Source organism: Nocardioides cavernae (assembly GCF_016907475.1).
In the GTDB taxonomy this organism is placed as follows: domain Bacteria; phylum Actinomycetota; class Actinomycetes; order Propionibacteriales; family Nocardioidaceae; genus Nocardioides; species Nocardioides cavernae.
The window spans coordinates 2,872,730-2,892,778 of record NZ_JAFBCA010000001.1 but is presented as its reverse complement, the minus strand read 5'-3'; the positions used below and the strand labels follow the sequence as shown (position 1 = coordinate 2,892,778).

Annotated in this window: 12 protein-coding genes and 2 rRNA genes; 2 read left to right on the top strand and 12 right to left on the bottom strand. The window is 68.1% G+C overall.

Annotated elements, in window-relative coordinates:
• Window positions 1-70: 70 nt before the first annotated feature.
• The 11 genes from JOD65_RS13645 to argC all read right to left on the bottom strand — a co-directional run bounded on the left by JOD65_RS13645 (window position 71) and on the right by argC (window position 15,035).
• Window positions 71-3,200 (bottom strand): 23S ribosomal RNA (locus tag JOD65_RS13645).
• Between the two features lie 600 nt (window positions 3,201-3,800).
• Window positions 3,801-5,315, bottom strand: a 16S ribosomal RNA gene (locus JOD65_RS13640).
• The 16S and 23S rRNA genes sit together here, the layout of an rRNA operon.
• A gap of 483 nt (window positions 5,316-5,798) precedes the next feature.
• Window positions 5,799-6,365, bottom strand: coding sequence for a DNA-3-methyladenine glycosylase (locus JOD65_RS13635; RefSeq protein WP_191197088.1), 567 nt, complete (start codon window positions 6,363-6,365; stop codon window positions 5,799-5,801).
• Complete coding sequence (gene argH / locus JOD65_RS13630) at window positions 6,349-7,797, bottom strand: argininosuccinate lyase (protein WP_191197089.1); 1,449 nt, start codon at window positions 7,795-7,797, stop codon at window positions 6,349-6,351. The genes JOD65_RS13635 and argH overlap by 17 nt, the downstream gene beginning before the upstream one ends.
• Complete coding sequence (gene argG / locus JOD65_RS13625; protein ID WP_191197090.1) at window positions 7,797-9,227, bottom strand: argininosuccinate synthase; 1,431 nt, start codon at window positions 9,225-9,227, stop codon at window positions 7,797-7,799. Before argG ends, argH begins: the two co-directional genes overlap by 1 nt.
• Window positions 9,224-9,802, bottom strand: a complete 579-nt coding sequence (locus tag JOD65_RS13620) for an arginine repressor (RefSeq protein WP_191197091.1) — start codon at window positions 9,800-9,802, stop codon at window positions 9,224-9,226. Before JOD65_RS13620 ends, argG begins: the two co-directional genes overlap by 4 nt.
• Window positions 9,799-10,725 (bottom strand): ornithine carbamoyltransferase, encoded by a 927-nt coding sequence (gene argF, locus JOD65_RS13615; protein ID WP_191197092.1) that lies wholly within the window; start codon window positions 10,723-10,725, stop codon window positions 9,799-9,801. The genes JOD65_RS13620 and argF overlap by 4 nt, the downstream gene beginning before the upstream one ends.
• Window positions 10,722-11,912 (bottom strand): acetylornithine transaminase, encoded by a 1,191-nt coding sequence (locus tag JOD65_RS13610; protein WP_191197093.1) that lies wholly within the window; start codon window positions 11,910-11,912, stop codon window positions 10,722-10,724. The genes argF and JOD65_RS13610 overlap by 4 nt, the downstream gene beginning before the upstream one ends.
• Complete coding sequence (gene argB / locus JOD65_RS13605; protein WP_191197094.1) at window positions 11,909-12,847, bottom strand: acetylglutamate kinase; 939 nt, start codon at window positions 12,845-12,847, stop codon at window positions 11,909-11,911. The genes JOD65_RS13610 and argB overlap by 4 nt, the downstream gene beginning before the upstream one ends.
• A gap of 8 nt (window positions 12,848-12,855) precedes the next feature.
• The gene (gene argJ, locus JOD65_RS13600; protein WP_191197095.1) at window positions 12,856-14,007 is read right to left on the bottom strand and encodes a bifunctional glutamate N-acetyltransferase/amino-acid acetyltransferase ArgJ; all 1,152 of its coding nucleotides are present in this window, start codon (window positions 14,005-14,007) and stop codon (window positions 12,856-12,858) included.
• A complete protein-coding gene (argC, locus tag JOD65_RS13595; protein ID WP_204811172.1) occupies window positions 14,007-15,035 on the bottom strand; it encodes an N-acetyl-gamma-glutamyl-phosphate reductase in 1,029 nt (342 codons plus the stop codon). Before argC ends, argJ begins: the two co-directional genes overlap by 1 nt.
• A 91-nt stretch (window positions 15,036-15,126) precedes the next feature.
• On the opposite strand from argC, the gene JOD65_RS13590 reads away from it, so the two are divergent.
• Together JOD65_RS13590 and JOD65_RS13585 are read left to right on the top strand one after the other, a co-directional pair.
• Window positions 15,127-15,942 (top strand): maleylpyruvate isomerase family mycothiol-dependent enzyme, encoded by an 816-nt coding sequence (locus JOD65_RS13590; RefSeq protein ID WP_307821166.1) that lies wholly within the window; start codon window positions 15,127-15,129, stop codon window positions 15,940-15,942.
• A 92-nt stretch (window positions 15,943-16,034) separates the two neighbouring features.
• Complete coding sequence (locus JOD65_RS13585) at window positions 16,035-17,477, top strand: calcium-binding protein (RefSeq protein ID WP_191197098.1); 1,443 nt, start codon at window positions 16,035-16,037, stop codon at window positions 17,475-17,477.
• A 75-nt stretch (window positions 17,478-17,552) separates the two neighbouring features.
• Here JOD65_RS13585 and pheT read toward each other — a convergent pair whose 3' ends face one another.
• A complete protein-coding gene (gene pheT, locus JOD65_RS13580; protein ID WP_191197099.1) occupies window positions 17,553-20,039 on the bottom strand; it encodes a phenylalanine--tRNA ligase subunit beta in 2,487 nt (828 codons plus the stop codon).
• Window positions 20,040-20,049: the final 10 nt, after the last annotated feature.

Here is a 20,049-nt window from a genome sequence, read left to right as displayed (position 1 = left end):
TGTGTGTGTGTGTTCGTTGGTTTGCGCGGTCGTACGTCACACAGTTGGTGTGTGTGGTTTTGTACGGTGTTGGGACAAGCCCTCGGCCTATTAGTACCGGTCGGCTAGGCATTACTGCTGTACACCTCCGGCCTATCAACCCCATGTTCTGTGGGGGGCCTTACCCCATTATTGGGTGGGAAACCTCATCTTGAAACGTGCTTCCCGCTTAGATGCATTCAGCGGTTATCACTTCCGAACGTAGCCAACCAGCCGTGCTCTTGGCAGAACAACTGGCACACCAGAGGTTCGTCCATCCCGGTCCTCTCGTACTAGGGACAGCCTTTCTCAAGTTTCCTGCGCGCGCGGCGGATAGGGACCGAACTGTCTCACGACGTTCTAAACCCAGCTCGCGTGCCGCTTTAATGGGCGAACAGCCCAACCCTTGGGACCTACTCCAGCCCCAGGATGCGACGAGCCGACATCGAGGTGCCAAACCATCCCGTCGATATGGACTCTTGGGGAAGATCAGCCTGTTATCCCCGGGGTACCTTTTATCCGTTGAGTGACCACGCTTCCACATGCCGTGGCCAGATCACTAGTTCCGACTTTCGTCCCTGCTCGACATGTCTGTCTCACAGTCAAGCTCCCTTGTGCACTTACACTCGCCACCTGATTGCCAACCAGGCTGAGGGAACCTTTGAGCGCCTCCGTTACATTTTAGGAGGCAACCGCCCCAGTTAAACTACCCATCAGGCACTGTCCCTGATCCGGATGACGGACCTAGGTTAGACATCTAGTACGACCAGAGTGGTATTTCAACGTTGACTCCACCCCCACTGGCGTGAGGGTTTCACAGTCTCCCACCTATCCTACACAAGCCGTACCAAACACCAATACCAAACTATAGTAAAGGTCCCGGGGTCTTTCCGTCCTGCCGCGCGTAACGAGCATCTTTACTCGTAGTGCAATTTCGCCGAGTCCATGGTTGAGACAGTGGGAAAGTCGTTACTCCATTCGTGCAGGTCGGAACTTACCCGACAAGGAATTTCGCTACCTTAGGATGGTTATAGTTACCACCGCCGTTTACTGGGGCTTAAATTCTCAGCTTCGACCCCAAAGGGTCTAACCGGTCCTCTTAACCTTCCAGCACCGGGCAGGAGTCAGTCCGTATACATCGTCTTACAACTTCGCACGGACCTGTGTTTTTAGTAAACAGTCGCTTTCCCCTGGTCTCTGCGGCCCTTCACGCTTCCCCCAGCAAGTGGGTTCACGATCCGGGCCCCCCTTCTCCCGAAGTTACGGGGGCATTTTGCCGAGTTCCTTAACCATGGTTGTCTCGATCGCCTTAGTATTCTCTACTTGATCACCTGAGTCGGTTTGGGGTACGGGCGGCTCGTTGCTCGCTAGAGGTTTTTCTCGACAGCATAGGATCACCCACTTCGCCATATGGCTCCGCATCACGTCTCAGACTCCACACTGAAGTGGATGGTGCGGATTTGCCTACACCACGTCCTACACGCTTGCCCACAGACAACCATCGCTGTGGCTGGGCTACCTTCCTGCGTCACCCCATCGCTTGACTACTACCAGCTCGGGTCCCACGCTCCGCTCACCAGCCTCGCCCCGAAGGGTCCGGTCCGATGAGTTTCGGGTGGTTAGCATCACCAGGTTCGTCATGGGCGCAACTTCGCCGGTACGGGAATATCAACCCGTTGTCCATCGACTACGCCTGTCGGCCTCGCCTTAGGTCCCGACTTACCCAGGGCAGATTAGCTTGACCCTGGAACCCTTGATCATTCGGCGCACGGGTTTCTCACCCGTGATTCGCTACTCATGCCTGCATTCTCACTCGTGTGGGCTCCACGCCTGGATCACTCCGGCGCTTCACTGCCCACACGACGCTCCCCTACCCATCCAGCGCACTGAACACCGATCAAGTCGATGCTGATGTATTCGCTGAATGCCATAGCTTCGGCGGATGACTTGAGCCCCGCTACATTGTCGGCGCGGAATCACTTGACCAGTGAGCTATTACGCACTCTTTCAAGGGTGGCTGCTTCCAAGCCAACCTCCTGGTTGTCAATGCGACTCCACATCCTTTTCCACTTAGTCACCGCTTAGGGGCCTTAGCTGATGGTCTGGGCTGTTTCCCTCTCGACTACGGAGCTTATCCCCCGCAGTCTCACTGCTGCGCTCTCACTTACCGGCATTCGGAGTTTGGCTAACGTCAGTAACCTTGTAGGGCCCATCGGCTATCCAGTGCTCTACCTCCGGCAAGAAACACGCAACGCTGCACCTAAATGCATTTCGGGGAGAACCAGCTATCACGAAGTTTGATTGGCCTTTCACCCCTATCCACAGGTCATCCCCTCAGTTTTCAACCTAAGTGGGTTCGGTCCTCCACGTCGTCTTACCGACGCTTCAACCTGCCCATGGATAGATCACTTCGCTTCGGGTCTTGAGCGCGCTACTGAAACGCCCTATTCGGACTCGCTTTCGCTACGGCTTCCCCACACGGGTTAACCTCGCAACACACCGCAAACTCGCAGGCTCATTCTTCAAAAGGCACGCCGTCACCCCTGCACAAGGCAGAAGCTCCGACGGATTGTAGGCACACGGTTTCAGGTACTATTTCACTCCCCGCCAGGGGTACTTTTCACCTTTCCCTCACGGTACTTGTCCGCTATCGGTCATCAAGGAGTATTTAGGCTTAACGGGTGGTCCCGCCAGATTCACACGGAATTTCAGGGGTTCCGTGTTACTTGGGAACACGCTCCAGAGCCAGCGCTTTACGTCTACGGGCCTATCACCCTCTACGGTACGGCTTTCCAACCGACTTCGACTTCCACACTGGTTTCTTACTCTGTGCTGAGCCGGCAGACTCAGCTGAACGGTCCCACAACCCCCCGAATGCAACCCCTGCCGGGTATCACACACTCGAGGTTTGGCCTCATCCGATTTCGCTCGCCACTACTCTCGGAATCACTGTTGTTTTCTCTTCCTGTCGGTACTGAGATGTTTCACTTCCCGACGTTCCCTCCACACACCCTATGTGTTCAGGTGCAGGTAACACGACATGACTCGTGCTGGGTTTCCCCATTCGGACACCCCCGGATCACAGCTTGGTTGCCAACTCCCCAGGGCTTATCGCAGGCTCCAACGTCCTTCATCGGCTCTTGATGCCAAGGCATCCACCATGTGCCCTTCATAGCTTGTCTCAACAACGTCAAAACAACACACGCCCAAACAGCACACGCCATTCACGCGCACGTCATCACAACGCACGAGACAAACCAAAGAACACCCGACCCACCCCCCAATCAAAGGAATGAGCCGGCAGACTCTTCACACACCGCAAACCCGTAAGGAAACGAGTCCACGGCGCGAAGATAATTACACACTCACCACACACCCATCGCCAGGAGCCACACCCAAAGGTGCGCCACCCGATCACGGCGTGCAGTGAAGATGCTCGCGTCCACTATGCAGATCTCAAACAACAACCCCACCAACCCCCCCACCCCCCACAAGGAGGAGCACGAGCGAAGAGAGGAACAGAAGCCCAACCACACACACCACCCTCGGCTTTGACGCCAAGGACGGCCGCGACGGCTGATCCTTCAGGACCCAACAGTGTGCTTGACCCCACCCCCACCAACGCGGGGCATGAGTAAACCAGCAGCACCGGCCCTCCACGGAAACCCGTGACGAGCCAGCTCGCTGATGTCGACGATTCCACTAGTGAGACACCACCATCGCACCTGGGCGCTTCGCGACCCAGTATGGGCCGGCCAGATGTCGGGGTGTGTGCTCCTTAGAAAGGAGGTGATCCAGCCGCACCTTCCGGTACGGCTACCTTGTTACGACTTCGTCCCAATCGCCAGCCCCACCTTCGACGGCTCCCTCCACAAGGGTTGGGCCACCGGCTTCGGGTGTTGCCGACTTTCGTGACGTGACGGGCGGTGTGTACAAGGCCCGGGAACGTATTCACCGCAGCGTTGCTGATCTGCGATTACTAGCGACTCCGACTTCATGGGGTCGAGTTGCAGACCCCAATCCGAACTGAGACCGGCTTTTTGGGATTCGCTCCCCCTTACGGGATCGCAGCCCTTTGTACCGGCCATTGTAGCATGCGTGAAGCCCTGGACATAAGGGGCATGATGACTTGACGTCATCCCCACCTTCCTCCGAGTTGACCCCGGCAGTCTCCTATGAGTCCCCACCATTACGTGCTGGCAACATAGAACGAGGGTTGCGCTCGTTGCGGGACTTAACCCAACATCTCACGACACGAGCTGACGACAGCCATGCACCACCTGTACACCCCCAAAAGAAGCCCCATCTCTGGAGCGGCAGGGTGTATGTCAAACCCAGGTAAGGTTCTTCGCGTTGCATCGAATTAATCCGCATGCTCCGCCGCTTGTGCGGGCCCCCGTCAATTCCTTTGAGTTTTAGCCTTGCGGCCGTACTCCCCAGGCGGGGCGCTTAATGCGTTAGCTGCGGCACGGAATCCGTGGAATGGACCCCACACCTAGCGCCCAACGTTTACGGTGTGGACTACCAGGGTATCTAATCCTGTTCGCTCCCCACACTTTCGCTCCTCAGCGTCAGGTCATTCCCAGAGAACCGCCTTCGCCACCGGTGTTCCTCCTGATATCTGCGCATTTCACCGCTACACCAGGAATTCCGTTCTCCCCTGAATACCTCTAGTCTGCCCGTATCGAAAGCAAGCCAGGTGTTAAGCACCTGGTTTTCACTCCCGACGCGACAAACCGCCTACGAGCCCTTTACGCCCAATAATTCCGGACAACGCTCGCACCCTACGTATTACCGCGGCTGCTGGCACGTAGTTGGCCGGTGCTTCTTCTGCAGGTACCGTCACTTGCGCTTCGTCCCTGCTGAAAGAGGTTTACAACCCGAAGGCCGTCATCCCTCACGCGGCGTTGCTGGATCAGGCTTCCGCCCATTGTCCAATATTCCCCACTGCTGCCTCCCGTAGGAGTCTGGGCCGTGTCTCAGTCCCAGTGTGGCCGGTCACCCTCTCAGGCCGGCTACCCGTCGAAGCCATGGTGAGCCATTACCTCACCATCAAGCTGATAGGCCGCGAGCACATCCCTGGCCGAAAAACTTTCCACAACCAACCATGCGGTCAGATGTCATATCCGGTATTAATCACCGTTTCCGGTGGCTATCCCAAAGCCAGGGGCAGATTACTCACGTGTTACTCACCCGTTCGCCGCTCGAGTACCACCGAAGTGGCCTTTCCGCTCGACTTGCATGTGTTAAGCACGCCGCCAGCGTTCGTCCTGAGCCAGGATCAAACTCTCCATCGAAAACATACCCACCAACCACCCAAAAGGAGGCCAACAGGACTATCAATAAGAGCCACATCCATGACTGAACAAAACTAGCGATGAGACCCCCTCCACAAAGGAGAAGACCTCGCCAGAATCATTGTCAAAGAAACCGCGACACCACACCCACCAACCCAAAAGGCCGGTGAGCAAACATGATGTCAACGGGGCATAACAAACTAATTCGTCGACTAATCAAACACACTGTTGAGTTCTCAAGAATCAGACGCACCCGATCCTCGCCGGCTGGGCCGGTCCGGTCGCGGGGCAACCTGCAGAAACTTACCGGGCGCTCTGCTCGCAGTCAAACTCGCGAGCTTCGCGCTTCGGTGTGGCCGCCGCTGGTCTCCGCTCCATCCCGCCTTCTGGCCGGGGAGCGGCGCCTTGCGGCGACAGGTGAAACATTAGACCCTCCTCCCGGAGCATGCAAAACCGGGGGTGTCCTTCACGCATAACCGCAGGTCAGCGGCCTGCGGCGCGGCGTGGAGCCGCAGGACGGTACGTGCTGACGGTGGGATCGCCGGTGGCCCAGAACCGCCACGGACGCTCTGCTGCGAGCCGCAGACCAACCCGTGGTCCGGTGCTGATGTCGGCCACCGGCTCCCCCGCCACCAGGTCGGGACGGATCCCGTTGTCCGCGAGATCGATCCCGAGCACCCGGCACAACCGGGCCGGACCACGGGCCAGGTCGCGGTCGCTGCTCGAGCGACGGCGCTCCCGGGCGACGTCGATCCCGGCCACCACCTCGCCCGCGCGCAGCAGGACGGCGCCGGGGTCACCCTCGGGGCCGGTGACGAGGTTGGCGCAGAAGTGCATCCCGTAGACGAAGTAGACGTAGAGCCGGCCGGGCGGACCGAACATCACCTCGTTGCGGGCCGTCTGCCCGCGGTGCGCGTGCGAACCCGGGTCGAGCGGGCCGGCGTACGCCTCCACCTCGGTGAGGCGCACCGAGACGCCGCCGTGGGTGAGGATCGCGCCGAGCAGGCGGGGTGCCACCTCGAGCGGGTCGCCCTCAGCCCAGGCGGTCACGGTGTCCGGTGGTAGCCGTACGCACCTCGTCGAGCTGCTCACGGACGCGGTCCGGTGCCGTGCCGCCGCGGCCGGAGCGCGAGGCGACCGACCCCTCGACGGTCAGGACCGTGCGGACCTCCGGCGTCAGGGTCGGCGAGATCCCGGCCAGCTGCTCGTCGGTGAGGTCGGGCAGGTCGCAGCCGAGCTCCTCGCAGCGGCGTACGCACGCACCGGCGACCTCGTGGGCGTCACGGAACGGCACGCCCTCGCGCACCAGCCACTCGGCGACGTCGGTCGCGAGCGAGAAGCCCTGCGGAGCGAGCTCGGCCATCCGGGGACCGTTGAAGGTGAGCGTCGCGACCATGCCGGTCATGGCGGGCAGCAGGACCTCGAGGGTGCGGACCGAGTCGAAGACCGGCTCCTTGTCCTCCTGCAGGTCGCGGTTGTAGGCCAGCGGCAGCCCCTTGAGCGTGGCCATCAGCCCGGACAGGTTGCCGATCAGCCGCCCGGACTTGCCGCGCGCGAGCTCGGCGATGTCGGGGTTCTTCTTCTGCGGCATGATGCTCGACCCGGTCGACCACGAGTCGTGCAGCGTGGCGAAGTCGAACTCCCGGGTCGTCCAGAGGATGACCTCCTCGGCGAGGCGGGAGAGGTCGACGCCCACCTGGGCGGTGACGAAGGCGAACTCGGCGGCGAAGTCGCGCGACGACGTGCCGTCGATGGAGTTGGCCGACGAGCCAGAGAAGCCGAGCTCCGCCGCGACCGCCTCCGGGTCGAGGCCGAGCGTCTGGCCGGCGAGGGCCCCGGAGCCGTACGGCGAGTCGCCCGCCACGCGCGCGTCCCAGTCGCGCAGCCGCTCCACGTCGCGCAGCAGCGGCCACGCGTGGGCCAGCAGGTGGTGCGACAGCAGCACCGGCTGGGCATGCTGGAGGTGCGTGCGCCCCGGCATCACCGTGGGTGAGTCAGGGCCGAGGTGCTCCCCCGCCTGCCAGGCGAGCACGTCGACCAGGTCGAGCACCAGGCCGGCGATCGTGTGCGCGTGGTCGCGCAGGTAGGCCCGGAAGAGCGTGGCCACCTGGTCGTTGCGCGAGCGGCCCGCCCGGAGCCGACCGCCGACCTCGGGACCGACCTCGTCGAGCAGCAGCCGCTCGAGCGCGCCGTGGACGTCCTCGTCGGTGGTCGCGGGGACCAGCTCGCCGGCGTCGTACCGCTCCCCCAGCACCGACAGCCCGCGCAGCAGCTCGGCGTGGTCGGCCTCGGTGAGCAGGCCGGCGCGGTGCAGGGCGTTGGCGTGCGCCCGGGAGCCGGCGAGGTCGTAGGGCGTCAGCTGCCAGTCGAAGTGCGTCGAGCGCGACAGCTCCTGGAGCTCGGGCGAGGGTCCGCTCGCGAAGCGGCCACCCCACAGCGATCCCTCGTTGGTCGTGCCGCCGCTCGTCGGTGTGCCTGCCATCAGTCGGTCCCGAACTCCATCGCCGCGTTCTCCAGGGCGGACTCGTCGGCCGCCTCGGTGGCCGGGTTGTCGGTGATCTTGTCGTAGCCACCGGCCTCGATGGCACCGTAGAGGGTGCCGTTCTCGACGAGCACCTGGCCCTGGTCGAGCGGCTGGGCGGCGTAGAGCTCGAGCTTGGCGCGCGAGTCGGCGATGTCGAGGTTGCGCATCGTGAGCTGGCCGATCCGGTCGGTGGGACCGAAGGCGGCGTTGTCGGTGCGCTCCATCGACAGCTTGTCCGGGTGGTAGGAGAAGGCCGGGCCGCTCGTGGCGAGGATCGAGTAGTCCTCCCCCCGCCGCAGCCGCAGCGTGACCTCGCCGGTGACGAGGGAGGCGATCCAGCGCTGGATGGACTCGCGGATCATCAGCGCCTGCGGGTCGAGCCACCGGCCCTCGTAGAGCAGGCGACCGAGCTTGCGGCCCTCGTTGTGGTACTGCGCGACGGTGTCCTCGTTGTGGATTGCGTTGACCAGCCGCTCGTAGGCGATGAAGAGCAGCGCCATCGCCGGCGCCTCGTAGATGCCGCGCGACTTCGCCTCGATGATGCGGTTCTCGATCTGGTCGGACATGCCGAGGCCGTGGCGGCCGCCGATGACGTTGGCCTCGTGTACCAGCGCGACGGCGTCGTCGTACTGCGTGCCGTTGATCGCCACCGGTCGGCCCTGGTCGAAGCGGATCGTGACGTCCTCGGTCTCGATGGCGACGGACGGGTCCCAGAACTTCACGCCCATGATCGGGTCGACGGTCTCGAGGGAGACGTCGAGGTGCTCGAGGGTCTTGGCCTCGTGGGTGGCGCCCCAGATGTTGGCGTCGGTGGAGTACGCCTTCTCCTGGCTGTCGCGGTAGGGCAGGCCGTGGTCGGTGAGCCAGGCGCTCATCTCGTGACGTCCGCCGAGCTCGGTGACGAAGTCCGCGTCGAGCCACGGCTTGTAGATCCGCAGGTCGGGATTGGCGAGCAGGCCGTAGCGGTAGAACCGCTCGATGTCGTTGCCCTTGAAGGTCGAGCCGTCGCCCCAGATGTTGACGCCGTCGTCGTGCATCGCGCGCACCAGCATCGTGCCGGTCACGGCGCGGCCCAGGGGCGTGGTGTTGAAGTAGATCCGGCTGCCGGAACGGATGTGGAACGCGCCGCACGCGAGGGCCGCGAGGCCCTCCTCGACGAGCTGCGTCTTGCAGTCCACCGCGCGCGCCAGCTCGGCGCCGTACTGCAGCGCGCGGGACGGGACGCCGGAGATGTCGGGCTCGTCGTACTGACCGATGTCGGCGGTGTAGGTGCACGGCACCGCGCCCTTGTCGCGCATCCAGGCGACCGCCACCGAGGTGTCGAGGCCGCCGGAGAACGCGATGCCGACGCGCTCGCCGACCGGGAGGGAGGTGAGGACCTTGCTCACTGGGAGTCCTTTGCTGAGCTGGAGTCAGGGGTGGTGTTCGAGGGGCTGGGGGCGTGGCTCGAGCCGTGGCGGACGTCGTTGGCCAGGTCGAGGAACCGCTGGGCGAGGGCGTCGCCGCCCGCGGGGTCGCGGCCGATGACGAGCAGCGTGTCGTCACCGGCGATGGTGCCGAGGATGTCGCCGAGGTCGGCCTTGTCGAAGGCACTCGCGAGGAACTGCGCGGCACCGGGCGGCGTACGGAGCACGACGAGGTTGGCGCTGGCCTCGGCGCTGACGAGCAGCTCGGCGCACAGCCGCGCCAGCCGGTCGCGGCCGGCCGCGGTCTCGCGGGGCGCGGAGACCCTGCGGTCACCGCCCTCCCCCGGCACGGCGTAGACGAGGGCGCCGTCGGTGTCGCGCACCTTGACCGCGTCGAGCTCGACCAGGTCGCGGCTCAGCGTGGCCTGGGTGACACGGACGCCGTGGTCGCCGAGGAGGTCGGCGAGCTCGGTCTGGGAGCGCACCGGGTGGGCCGTCACGATGTCGATGATCCGCTGGTGCCGGGCGCTCTTGGTCAGCGGGGTCATGGCCGTCATGATGACCGCTCCAGCAGCCAGGTCAGCACCGCCTTCTGGGCGTGGCGACGGTTCTCCGCCTCGTCCCAGACGACCGAGTGCGGTCCCTCGATGACCTCCTCGGAGATCTCCTTGCCGCGGTAGGCCGGCAGGCAGTGCATGACGATCGCGTCGGGCGCGGCATGGGACAGCAGGTCCTCGGTGACGCCGAAGGGCGGGAAGATCCGCAGCCGTTCCTCGGACTCCTCCTCGCGCCCCATGCTGACCCAGGAGTCGGTGACCACGACGTCGGCACCGGCGACCGCCTCGACCGGGTCGGTCGTGAGCTCGATCGAGCCGCCGGTGCCCTGCGCGATCTCACGCGCCCTCGCGACGACGTGGGCGTCGGGCGTGAACCCTTCGGGTGCGCCGACGACGACGTGCATGCCGGCGGAGGCGCCGGCGAGGACCCACGAGTTGCCCATGTTGCAGGCACCGTCGCCGACGAACGCGACCCGGATCCCCGCCAGCCTGCCCTTGTGCTCGCGCACGGTCTGCAGGTCGGCGAGGAGCTGGCAGGGGTGGAACTCGTCGGTGAGCGCGTTGAGCACCGGCACGCCGGCGTACGCCGCCATGGTGACGACGTCACCCTGGTGGGCGGTGCGCCAGACGACGGCCGCGGCCTGGCGGCCGAGGATGCGGGCGACGTCCTCGACGCCTTCACGGGACCCCATCGCAGCGAGGCCGCCGTCGACCGTCATCGGGTTGCCGCCCAGCTCGGCGATGCCGGCGGCGAAGGACACCTGGGTGCGCAGGGTCGGGCGGTCGAAGACCAGGGCGACCGTCCGCGGGCCGGCGAGCGGCTTGTGGTCGAACGGCTCGGCCTTCATCCGGTCGGCCAGGTCGAGGACCTCGAGCAGCTCGGCGGGCGACAGGTCGTCGTCACGGAGGAAGTGGCGCGTCATCGGGTGGGCTCCTGTGCTGCGGCGCGGGCGGTGTCGAGGACGGCGGGCAGGGCCGCGTCGAGGGCGTCGAGGTCGGCGGCCGTGATCACCAGCGGCGGCACGAACCGCAGCCGCGTCGGGCCGGTGGCGTTGAGGATGAAGCCCGCCTCGCGCCCGGCCGCCACCGCCTGGGTGGCGTAGGGGCCGTCGAGCTCGGCGCCCCGCATGAGGCCCGCGCCCGTCACCTCGACGACGCCGGTCTGCTTGCGCAGCAGCGCCTCGAGCTGGGCGCCCCGGGTGACGGCGGCGTCCATCAGCCCGTCGGCCTCGATCGTGTCCAGGACCGCGAGGGCGGCGGCCGTCGCGACCGGGTTGCCGCCGAAGGTGGTGCCGTGGTTGCCCGGCTGGAGCAGCGCCGCGGCGTCACCACGGGCGACCGTCGCGCCGATCGGGATGCCGCCACCGAGGCCCTTGGCGAGCGTGACGACGTCGGGCTGCACGCCGTGGAGCAGCTGGTGGGCGAACCACGCGCCGGTGCGGGCGACGCCGGTCTGCACCTCGTCGAGCCACAGCAGCGCGCCGTGGTCGTGGGCGATCCGCTGGGCGGCGGCGAGGTAGTCGGCGGACGGCACGACCACGCCGGCCTCCCCCTGGATCGGCTCGAGGACGACCGCGGCGACGGTGTCGTCGACGGCGGCCTCCAGCGCGGCCACGTCGTCGTACGGGACGAAGGTGACGTCGCCCGGCAGGGGCTCGAACGGCTCGCGGTAGGCGGCCTTGGACGTGAGGGCCAGCGCACCCATGGTGCGACCGTGGAACGAGCCCTCGGCGGCGACGAGCCGGGTGCGGCCGGTCCGGCGGGTGAGCTTGAGCGCGGCCTCGTTGGCCTCGGCGCCGGAGTTGCTGAAGAAGACGCGCGCGTCGTCGGACCAGCCGAGGAGGCCGACGAGGCGCTCGGCCAGCGCTACCTGCGGCTCGGTGGCGAAGAAGTTGGAGACGTGGCCGAGCGTGCGGAGCTGGGTGGTGACGGCCTCGACGAGGGCGGGGTGGGCGTGGCCGAGGGCGTTGACGGCGATGCCGCCCAGCAGGTCGACGTACTCCTTGCCGTCGGCGTCCCACACGTGCGCGCCCTCCCCGCGGACGAGCGCCAGCACGGGCGGGCCGAAGGTGTTCATCACGGCGCCGGTGTAGCGGTCCTGGATGCTCATGTGGCCTCCTCCGTCGGGTAGGGCTTGCGCATCCTCGTGGCGACGCCGGGGAGCACCTGGGTGCCGACCCCCTCGTCGGTGAAGATCTCGAGCAGCACGGAGTGGGGCTCGCGTCCGTCGACGACCGTGGCGCGCGGCACCCCGCCGGTGACGGCCTCGTAGCAGGCACGCATCTTGGGGACCATGCCCGCGTCGAGGGACGGCAGCATCTCGCCGAGCGCCTCCGGGCTGATCTCCTGGATCAGGTCGTCGGAGTTGCCGTAGTCGCGGTAGAGGCCCTCCACGTCCGTGAGGACCAGCAGCTTCTCTGCCCCCAGCGCGACCGCGAGGGCCGCGGCGGCGGTGTCCGCGTTGACGTTGTGGACCTGGCCGTCGACGTCGGGCGCGACCGAGCTGACGACCGGCACCCGGCCGGCCTCGATCAGGTCGAGCACCGCCTCGGGCCGCACCTTGGCGACCTCGCCGACCAGGCCGAGGTCGACCTCCTCGCCGTCGACGATCGTGTTGGTGGGCTCGGCGGTGAAGAGGCCGGCGTCCTCACCGGAGAGGCCCACGGCCAGCGCGCCGTGCTGGTTGATCAGGCCGACGAGCTCGCGCTGGACCTGGCCGACGAGCACCATCCGGACGACCTCCATCGCCTCGGGGGTGGTGACCCGCAGGCCACCGCGGAACTCCGACTCGATGCCGAGCCTGTCGAGCATCCGGGAGATCTGCGGGCCGCCGCCGTGCACGACGACGGGCTTGAAGCCGGCGAAGCGCAGGAAGGCGATGTCCTCGGCGAAGGCGACCTTGAGGGACTCGTCGGTCATCGCGTTGCCGCCGTACTTCACGACGATCGTGCGGCCGTGGTAGCGCTTGAGCCACGGCAGGGCCGCGGCCAGCGTGCGGGCCTTGGCCGGGTCGGGGCGGCGCGGGTTCTGGACGGTCTCGGGCATGGGATCGCTCATGAGCTGTAGGCGCTGTTCTCGTGGACGTAGGCGTGGGTGAGGTCGTTGGTCCAGACGGTGGCGCGGGCGTCGCCGGACTTGAGGTCGATGGTCACGCTCACCTCGCGGCCGGTGAGGTCGACGCTCGCCGGGTCCTCGGCCGGGGTGGACTGCCGGCAGACCCACACCCCGTTCATCGCGACGTCGAGGTCGGCGGGGTCGAACTGCGCCTGGGTGGTGCCGATGGAGGCGAGCACCCGTCCCCAGTTGGGGTCGTTGCCGAAGACGGCGGCCTTGAACAGGTTGCTGCGGGCGACGCTGCGGCTCACCTCGACCGCCTCCTCCTCCGACGCGGCGTGGAGGGTGGTGATGGCGATCTCGTGGTCGGCACCCTCGGCGTCCTTGAGCAGCTGCATCGCGAGGTCGGTGCAGGCCTGGGTGAGCGCGGCGGTGAAGTCCTCCGGCGTGGGGGTGATGCCGCTGGCACCGCTGGCCATCACGGTGACCGTGTCGTTGGTGGACATGCACCCGTCGGAGTCGAGGCGGTCGAAGCTGACCCGGGTGGCGGCGCGGAGCGCGGCGTCGAGGTCGGCGGCGGGCACGACGGCGTCGGTGGTCAGGACCACGAGCATCGTGGCCAGCTGCGGGGCGAGCATCCCCGCGCCCTTGGCCATCCCGCCGATCGACCAGCCGGCGCCCTCGACGACGGTGTTCTTGCTGACCGAGTCGGTGGTCATGATCGCCTCGGCGGCGCTGGTGCCCCCGTCGGGCGACAGCGCAGCGCTCGCCGCCTCGACGCCGGCCAGGAGGTCGTCGCGGTCGTTGGCGAGACCGATGAGGCCGGTGGAGCAGACGACGACGTCGATGGCGCCGATGCCGAGGCCCTCGGCGACCTTCTCCGCCACCGCATGGGTGGTCTGGAAGCCCTCGGGGCCGGTGTAGCAGTTGGCGCCGCCGGAGTTGAGGACGACCGCCCTGACGGTGCCGTCCTTGACGACTTCCTGGCTCCACAGCACGGGGTTGGCCAGGCACCGGTTGGCGGTGAAGACGCTGGCGGAGTCGAAGGTGGGGCCCAGGTTGACGACCAGGGCGAGGTCCTTGGCACCGGTGGACTTGAGTCCGGCCGCGACGCCGGCGGCGGTGAAGCCGTGGGGGGTGGTGACAGTCATTACGGGGCAATTCCGATCGTGGTGAGCCCGGCGGCCTCGTCGAGACCCAGGGCGAGGTTCATGCACTGGACGGCGGCGCCGGCGGTGCCCTTAGCGAGGTTGTCGACCACGGCCACCGCCACGAGTCGTCGTACGCGCTCGTCGACCGCAACCTGCACCTGGACGGCGTTGGAGCCGAGCACGGACTGGGTCTGCGGCCACTGGCCCTCGGGGAGCAGGTGCACGAAGGGCTCGGTGTCGTACGCCGCTGCGTAGGCGTCGCGGACCTGGTCCGGGGTGACCCCGTCGAGCAGGGGCGCCTGGACGGTCGCGAGGATGCCGCGGGACATCGGCACCAGGAGCGGCGTGAAGCCGACCCGCACCGCCGCACCGTGGACGCCGCTGAGGTTCTGGACGATCTCGGGCGTGTGCCGGTGGGTGCCGCCGACGCCGTAGGCGCTGGCGTTGCCCATCACCTCGCTGCCGAGCAGGTGCGGCTTCGCGGCCTTGCCGGCGCCGCTCGTGCCGGACGCGGCGACCACGGTGACGTCGGGCTCGACGAGACCGGCAACGAGCGCAGGGACCGCCGCGAGTGTCGAGACGGTCGGGTAGCAGCCGGGCACGGCGATCCGCCGGGCACCGCGGAGCAGGTCCCGCTGGCCGGGCAGCTCCGGGAGGCCGTAGGGCCACGATCCGGCGTGCTCGCCGCCGTAGAACGTCTGCCACTCCCCCGCGTCGGTGAGACGGAAGTCGGCACCGCAGTCGATGACGACGGTGTCGTCGCCGAGCTCCCGCGCGATCTCGGCGGACTGGCCGTGCGGCAGCCCCAGGACCACGACGTCGTGCCCCGCCAGCGTGTCGACCGTCGTCTCCGCCAGCACCCGGTCGGCCAGCGGGAGCAGGTGCGGCTGCAGCGAGCCGAGCCGCTCACCGGCGTTGGAACCCGCGGTCACCGCTCCGACCTCGACGCCCGGGTGGCCCAGGAGGAGGCGCAGGACCTCTCCTCCGGCGTACCCACTGGCTCCGGCCACGGCGACTGTTGCGGTCATATGCATGACTATACATTGCACTGCATGTATGCGGCGAGTCGGGTCCGATAACGCGAGGCGGAGCGTCGGTCTCCTCCCCTACCGTGCACGGGTGACCTCACTCCACACCCGCCCGTCCCCCGATGTCTACCTCGACCACCTGCGCGCCGAGTCCGCTCGCTTCCGCGACGTGCTCGCCGGCTGCGACCCGGCGGCCCGGGTCCCGGCGTGTCCCGACTGGGACGCCGCCGACCTGCTGTGGCACCTCGCCACGGTGCAGCGGTGGTGGACCGAGGTGCTGACGGCCAGGCCCGAGCGGCCGGAGGAGATCGACCCGCCCCGCCCGGAGGCGTACGACGACCTGCTGCGCGCCTACGACGAGTGGTCGGCCGGTCTGGCTGCGGCGCTCGACGGCGCGGACCCGGAGGAGGAGGCCTGGAACTGGTCGGACGACCACACGGTCGGGTTCATCCTCCGACGGCAGGCGCACGAGGCGCTGGTGCACCGCGTCGACGCCGAGCAGGCCGCCGGGGTGGGCAGCGAGCTCGACGCGCCGCTGGCGACCGACGGGGTGCACGAGTGCCTCGACGTGATGTACGGCGGCATGCCTCCGTGGGGGTCCTGGGAGGCCGGTGAGGGGACGGTGCGGGTCGACGTGACCGACACCGGTGAGTCGTTCTGGCTGCGGTTCGGGACGTTCTCGGGCACCGACCCCGACAGCGGCACGTCGTACGCCGACGAGGAGGACTTCCACGTCGTGCCCGCGCCGGACGACGCCGACGTCGAGCCGGACGTCGTCGTGGACGGGCCGGCGGCCGCGCTCGACCTGTGGCTGTGGAACCGCGGCGACGACACCGACATCTCGACCGCCGGGGACCGGGACGTGCTCGGGCGGTTCGCCGCGATCGTGGCGTCGCCGATCAACTGACGACAACCGGCGGGCGTCCGGCTGCGTCTCCCTGATGACCATGCTGGCAGGAGCGTCATCGCCAGCAGCGCCACCTCTCGGGAGGAACACCCATGTCCACCACCGTCACCGCGACCGGCCTCGGTGCCGTGCTCGGCCTCACCCTGGCGCTCCTGCCGAGCGTCCCGGCCAACGCCGACCCCGCCACCTGCCAGGGCAGGGCGGTGACGACCGTGGGCGACGCCGGGACCGACGGCGACGACGTCATGGTCATGGGGCCCGGCCAGAAGTCGGTGAGCACCGGCGCCGGCAACGACGTCGTGTGCATACGCCTCACCGATGACGACAGCGTGAAGCGGTACCTCTTCCTCGACACCGGTCCCGGCGACGACGTGGTCCACAACGAGACGACCTCCAGCCGCCGCGACGTGACCGTCCTGCTCGGCGCGGGCGCTGACACCTTCGTGGGCGGCGACACGAACGAGGCGGTGTACGCCGGGCCGGGGCTCGGCGGGGACACCACCGACACGGAGCGCGACGTGATCGACACCCGTGGCGGCAACGACTACGTGGCCACCGGCTCGGAGTCGCTGGGCGCCCCGAATCCCGACGTGGTCGCCACCGGCACGGGCGACGACCGGGTCGAGTGGGCCGGACAGCAGGTCGGTGGCTCCGTGGACCTCGGTGACGGCAGCAACTTCCTGACCCTGGTGGAGGGCTGGGTCGGCGACGTCGCCATCGATGCCCCAAGCGGGACCGTGACGGCTGGAGGCACCACAGTGCTGCGCTGGTCCGGCGGGGTCGCCGACTACCAGCTGACGTTCCCCAACCTGCGGACGTCCTTCATCGGCACCGACGCGGACGAGCGTGTCACCTATTGGCCCGAGGTCCGGACCGACGACGGCAGCAGCAGCGTGCCTTCCGACCCCGACCGGCGCCTGGACGTCGACCTGCGCGGCGGCGACGACCGGCTCTACCTGTCGGACTCGGCGAGCGGGTCGATGATCGGCGGCGCCGGGCGCGACATGCTGCACGGCGGTGGCTGGTGCCGCGCCTCCGTGGTCCGGCTCGGATCCACCTACGACTGCGAGGTCCGTCGTCGCGTCCACTACTCCTCGACGATCGACGTCTGGGAGAAGGCTGTCGTGCTCGCCGACAAGGTCGAGGTGGTCGGCAGCAGCGGCCCCGACGTGATCAAGGTCGGCGGCCACACCAGGATCCGCCTCGACGGGCGCGGTGGCGACGACGTCCTGACCACCATCGGGTCGGCGGGAGCCGGCCGCAACCCGCGGCCCGCGGTGGTCCGTGGTGGCGCCGGGTACGACGAGCTCCGCGGTGGGTACCTCGCCGACCGGCTCCTCGGTGGACCGGGTGACGACCTGCTCCGGGGCAACGGTGGCGACGACGACGTGCTCGGTGGTGCCGGCCGGGACCGCCTGTTCGGCGGTAAGGGCGACGACACGTTGCTGGGCGGATCCGGGCGCGACCGGGCCGACGGTCAGAAGGGCCGGGACCGCTGCGTCGCGGAGGTCCGTCGTTCCTGCGAGCGGCGCTGACCTGCCGGGAACACGCGCACTGGCCCTTGAGTCTCCAGGAGACTCAAGGGCCAGTGGCGTCGGAACGGGCGCAGCTCAGGCGCGCTGGACGGCGCCGGTGCGCTCGGCGGCGAGCGCGACGGCGGCGTCGCGGGCCGCTGCCGCCTCACCCTCCTTGAGGGTCCGGTCGAGCGCGCGGAAGCGCAGGGCGTAGGCGAGCGACTTCTTGCCCTCGCCGACCTGGTCGCCGGTGTAGACGTCGAAGAGCCGGATCGACTCGAGCAGCTCACCGGCACCCTCGCGCAGCGCGGCCTCCACGTCGGCGGCCGGGACCGAGGCATCGACGACGAGCGCGACGTCCTCCTTCGCGACCGGGTACGACGAGAAGGTCGGCGCCGTACGGAGGTGCACCGCGCGCGCGATCAGGAGGTCGAGGTCGACCTCCGCGGCGACGGTGCGCTTCGGCAGGCCGAACGCCTGGCACACCGTGGGGTGCACCTCGCCGGCGTGACCGATGACCTCGCCGTCGACCGTCAGCTCGGCGCAGCGACCGGGGTGCCACGGCGCGAGCTCGACGGCCGAGGCACTGACCTCGAGGCCGAGCGATGCCGCGACGGCTCGTACGGCCTCGACGGCGTCGGCCCACGAGAAGGGCCGGGCCTCGCCCCACCAGCCGCCGGACGCCGCGTCTCCGGCAGCGACCAGCGCGAGGTGGAGCGGCTGGGCGGGCAGGGCGGCGTCGAGGGCCTCGAGCTCGGCCTCGGTCGGGCGCCGATCGACAGGCAGGATCGCTGCCGGGCCGGCGTGACGCGGGAGCGTGACGGTGCCGGTCTCGAAGATCGCGACGTCCGTCGTGCCGTGCCCGACGTTCTTGCCGGCCGCGCGCAGCACGCCCGGGAGGAGGGTCGCGGTCATGAAGCCCGCCTCGGCGTTGAGCGGGTTGGACAGCCGCAGCAGGTCGCGGCGCGGGTCCTCGGCTGCCAGGCCCAGCGCGTCGAGGTCGGCCTCGCCGACGAACGGGAAGGTCACCACCTCCACGAAGCCCTCGCCGGCGAGCGTGCGCCCGATCCGGCGCCGCAGCAGCTGCGGGCGGGTGAGACCGCGACCGGACGGAGGTGTGGGGAGGACCGACGGCACCTTGTCGTAGCCGACGAGCCGGACGACCTCCTCGGAGAAGTCCTGGGCGTCGGTGAGGTCGGGACGCCACGGGGGCGGGGTGACCGACAGGGTGCCGGACCCCTCGACCTCGCAGCCGACCGCACGCAGGCACGCGACCGACTGCTCCTCGGTGATCGGCATCCCCGACACGCGGGCGGCCAGGTCGCCCGCGACCTCGACGACCGGCATGGCCGGGGGGGTGCCGACGACGGTGACGCCCGGGTGGGCCGTGCCGCCGCCGTGCTCGACGAGCAGCTCGACGACACGGTCGGCGGCCGCCTCGCAGATGGTGGGGTCGACGCCGCGTTCGTTGCGCTTGCCGGCCTCGGAGGTGATCTTGTGGCGGCGACCCGTGCGGTACATCGACACGGCGTCCCAGTGGGCGGCCTCGACGAGGACCGACGTGGTCGTTCCCGAGATCTCGGTGGTCTCCCCGCCCATGACGCCGCCCAGGCCGATGATCCCGGAGTCGTCGGTGACGACGAGGTCGCCGGGGTCGAGCGTGCGGGCGGTCCCGTCGAGGGTCGTGAGCTTCTCGCCCTCGCGCGCCCGGCGTACGACGATCGCGCCCTGCAGCCGGTCGGCGTCGTAGCCGTGGATCGGCCGGCCGGTCTCGAGCATCACGTAGTTGGTGACGTCGACGGCGAGCGAGATGGGGCGCATCCCGGCCGCGGTGATGCGCTGGACCATGAAGTCCGGCGTCGGCGCAGCGGGGTCGAAGCCGTCGACCCGCCGGGCCACGAACACCGGGCATCCCTCGGCGTCCTCGACGTCCACGGGGTGGCCCTCGTCGTTGGCCGCAGGGGTGTCCCGCAGCGCCGGGTCGCGGAAGCCGCTCGCGCCGTCCACGGAGACGAGCACCTCGCGGGCGATGCCGCGCAGGGACAGCGCGTAGGCCCGGTCGGGGTTGACCTCGAACTCGATGACCTCCTCGTCGAGGCCGAGCACCGCACGGACGTCCTGGCCGGGCTCGCCGGCGTCGGGCGGCAGCACGATGATGCCGTCGTGGTCCTCGCCGAGGCCGAGCTCGCGGGCCGAGCAGATCATGCCGGCGGAGAGGTGGCCGTAGGTCTTGCGGGCGCCGATCTCGAAGCCGCCGGGGAGCACGCCGCCGGGCAGCACCGTGACGACGAGGTCGCCCGGCGCGAAGTTGTGGGCCCCGCAGACGATGCCCTGCGGCTCGCCGGTGCCGTTGGCGTCACCGACGTCGACGGTGCACCAGTTGATGGTCTTGCCGTTCTTCTGCGGCTCCGGCTCCACCGTCAGGACGCGGCCGATCACCAGCGGGCCGGTGATCTCGCGGCCGGGGCTGACGATCGCCTCGAGCTTGAGGCCGGTCAGCGTGAGCCGGTCGGTGATCTCCTCGGTGGTGGTGCCGGCGGGTACGTCGACGAGGTCCAGGATCCAGGACAGGGGTGCCTTCATCGCTCGTTCT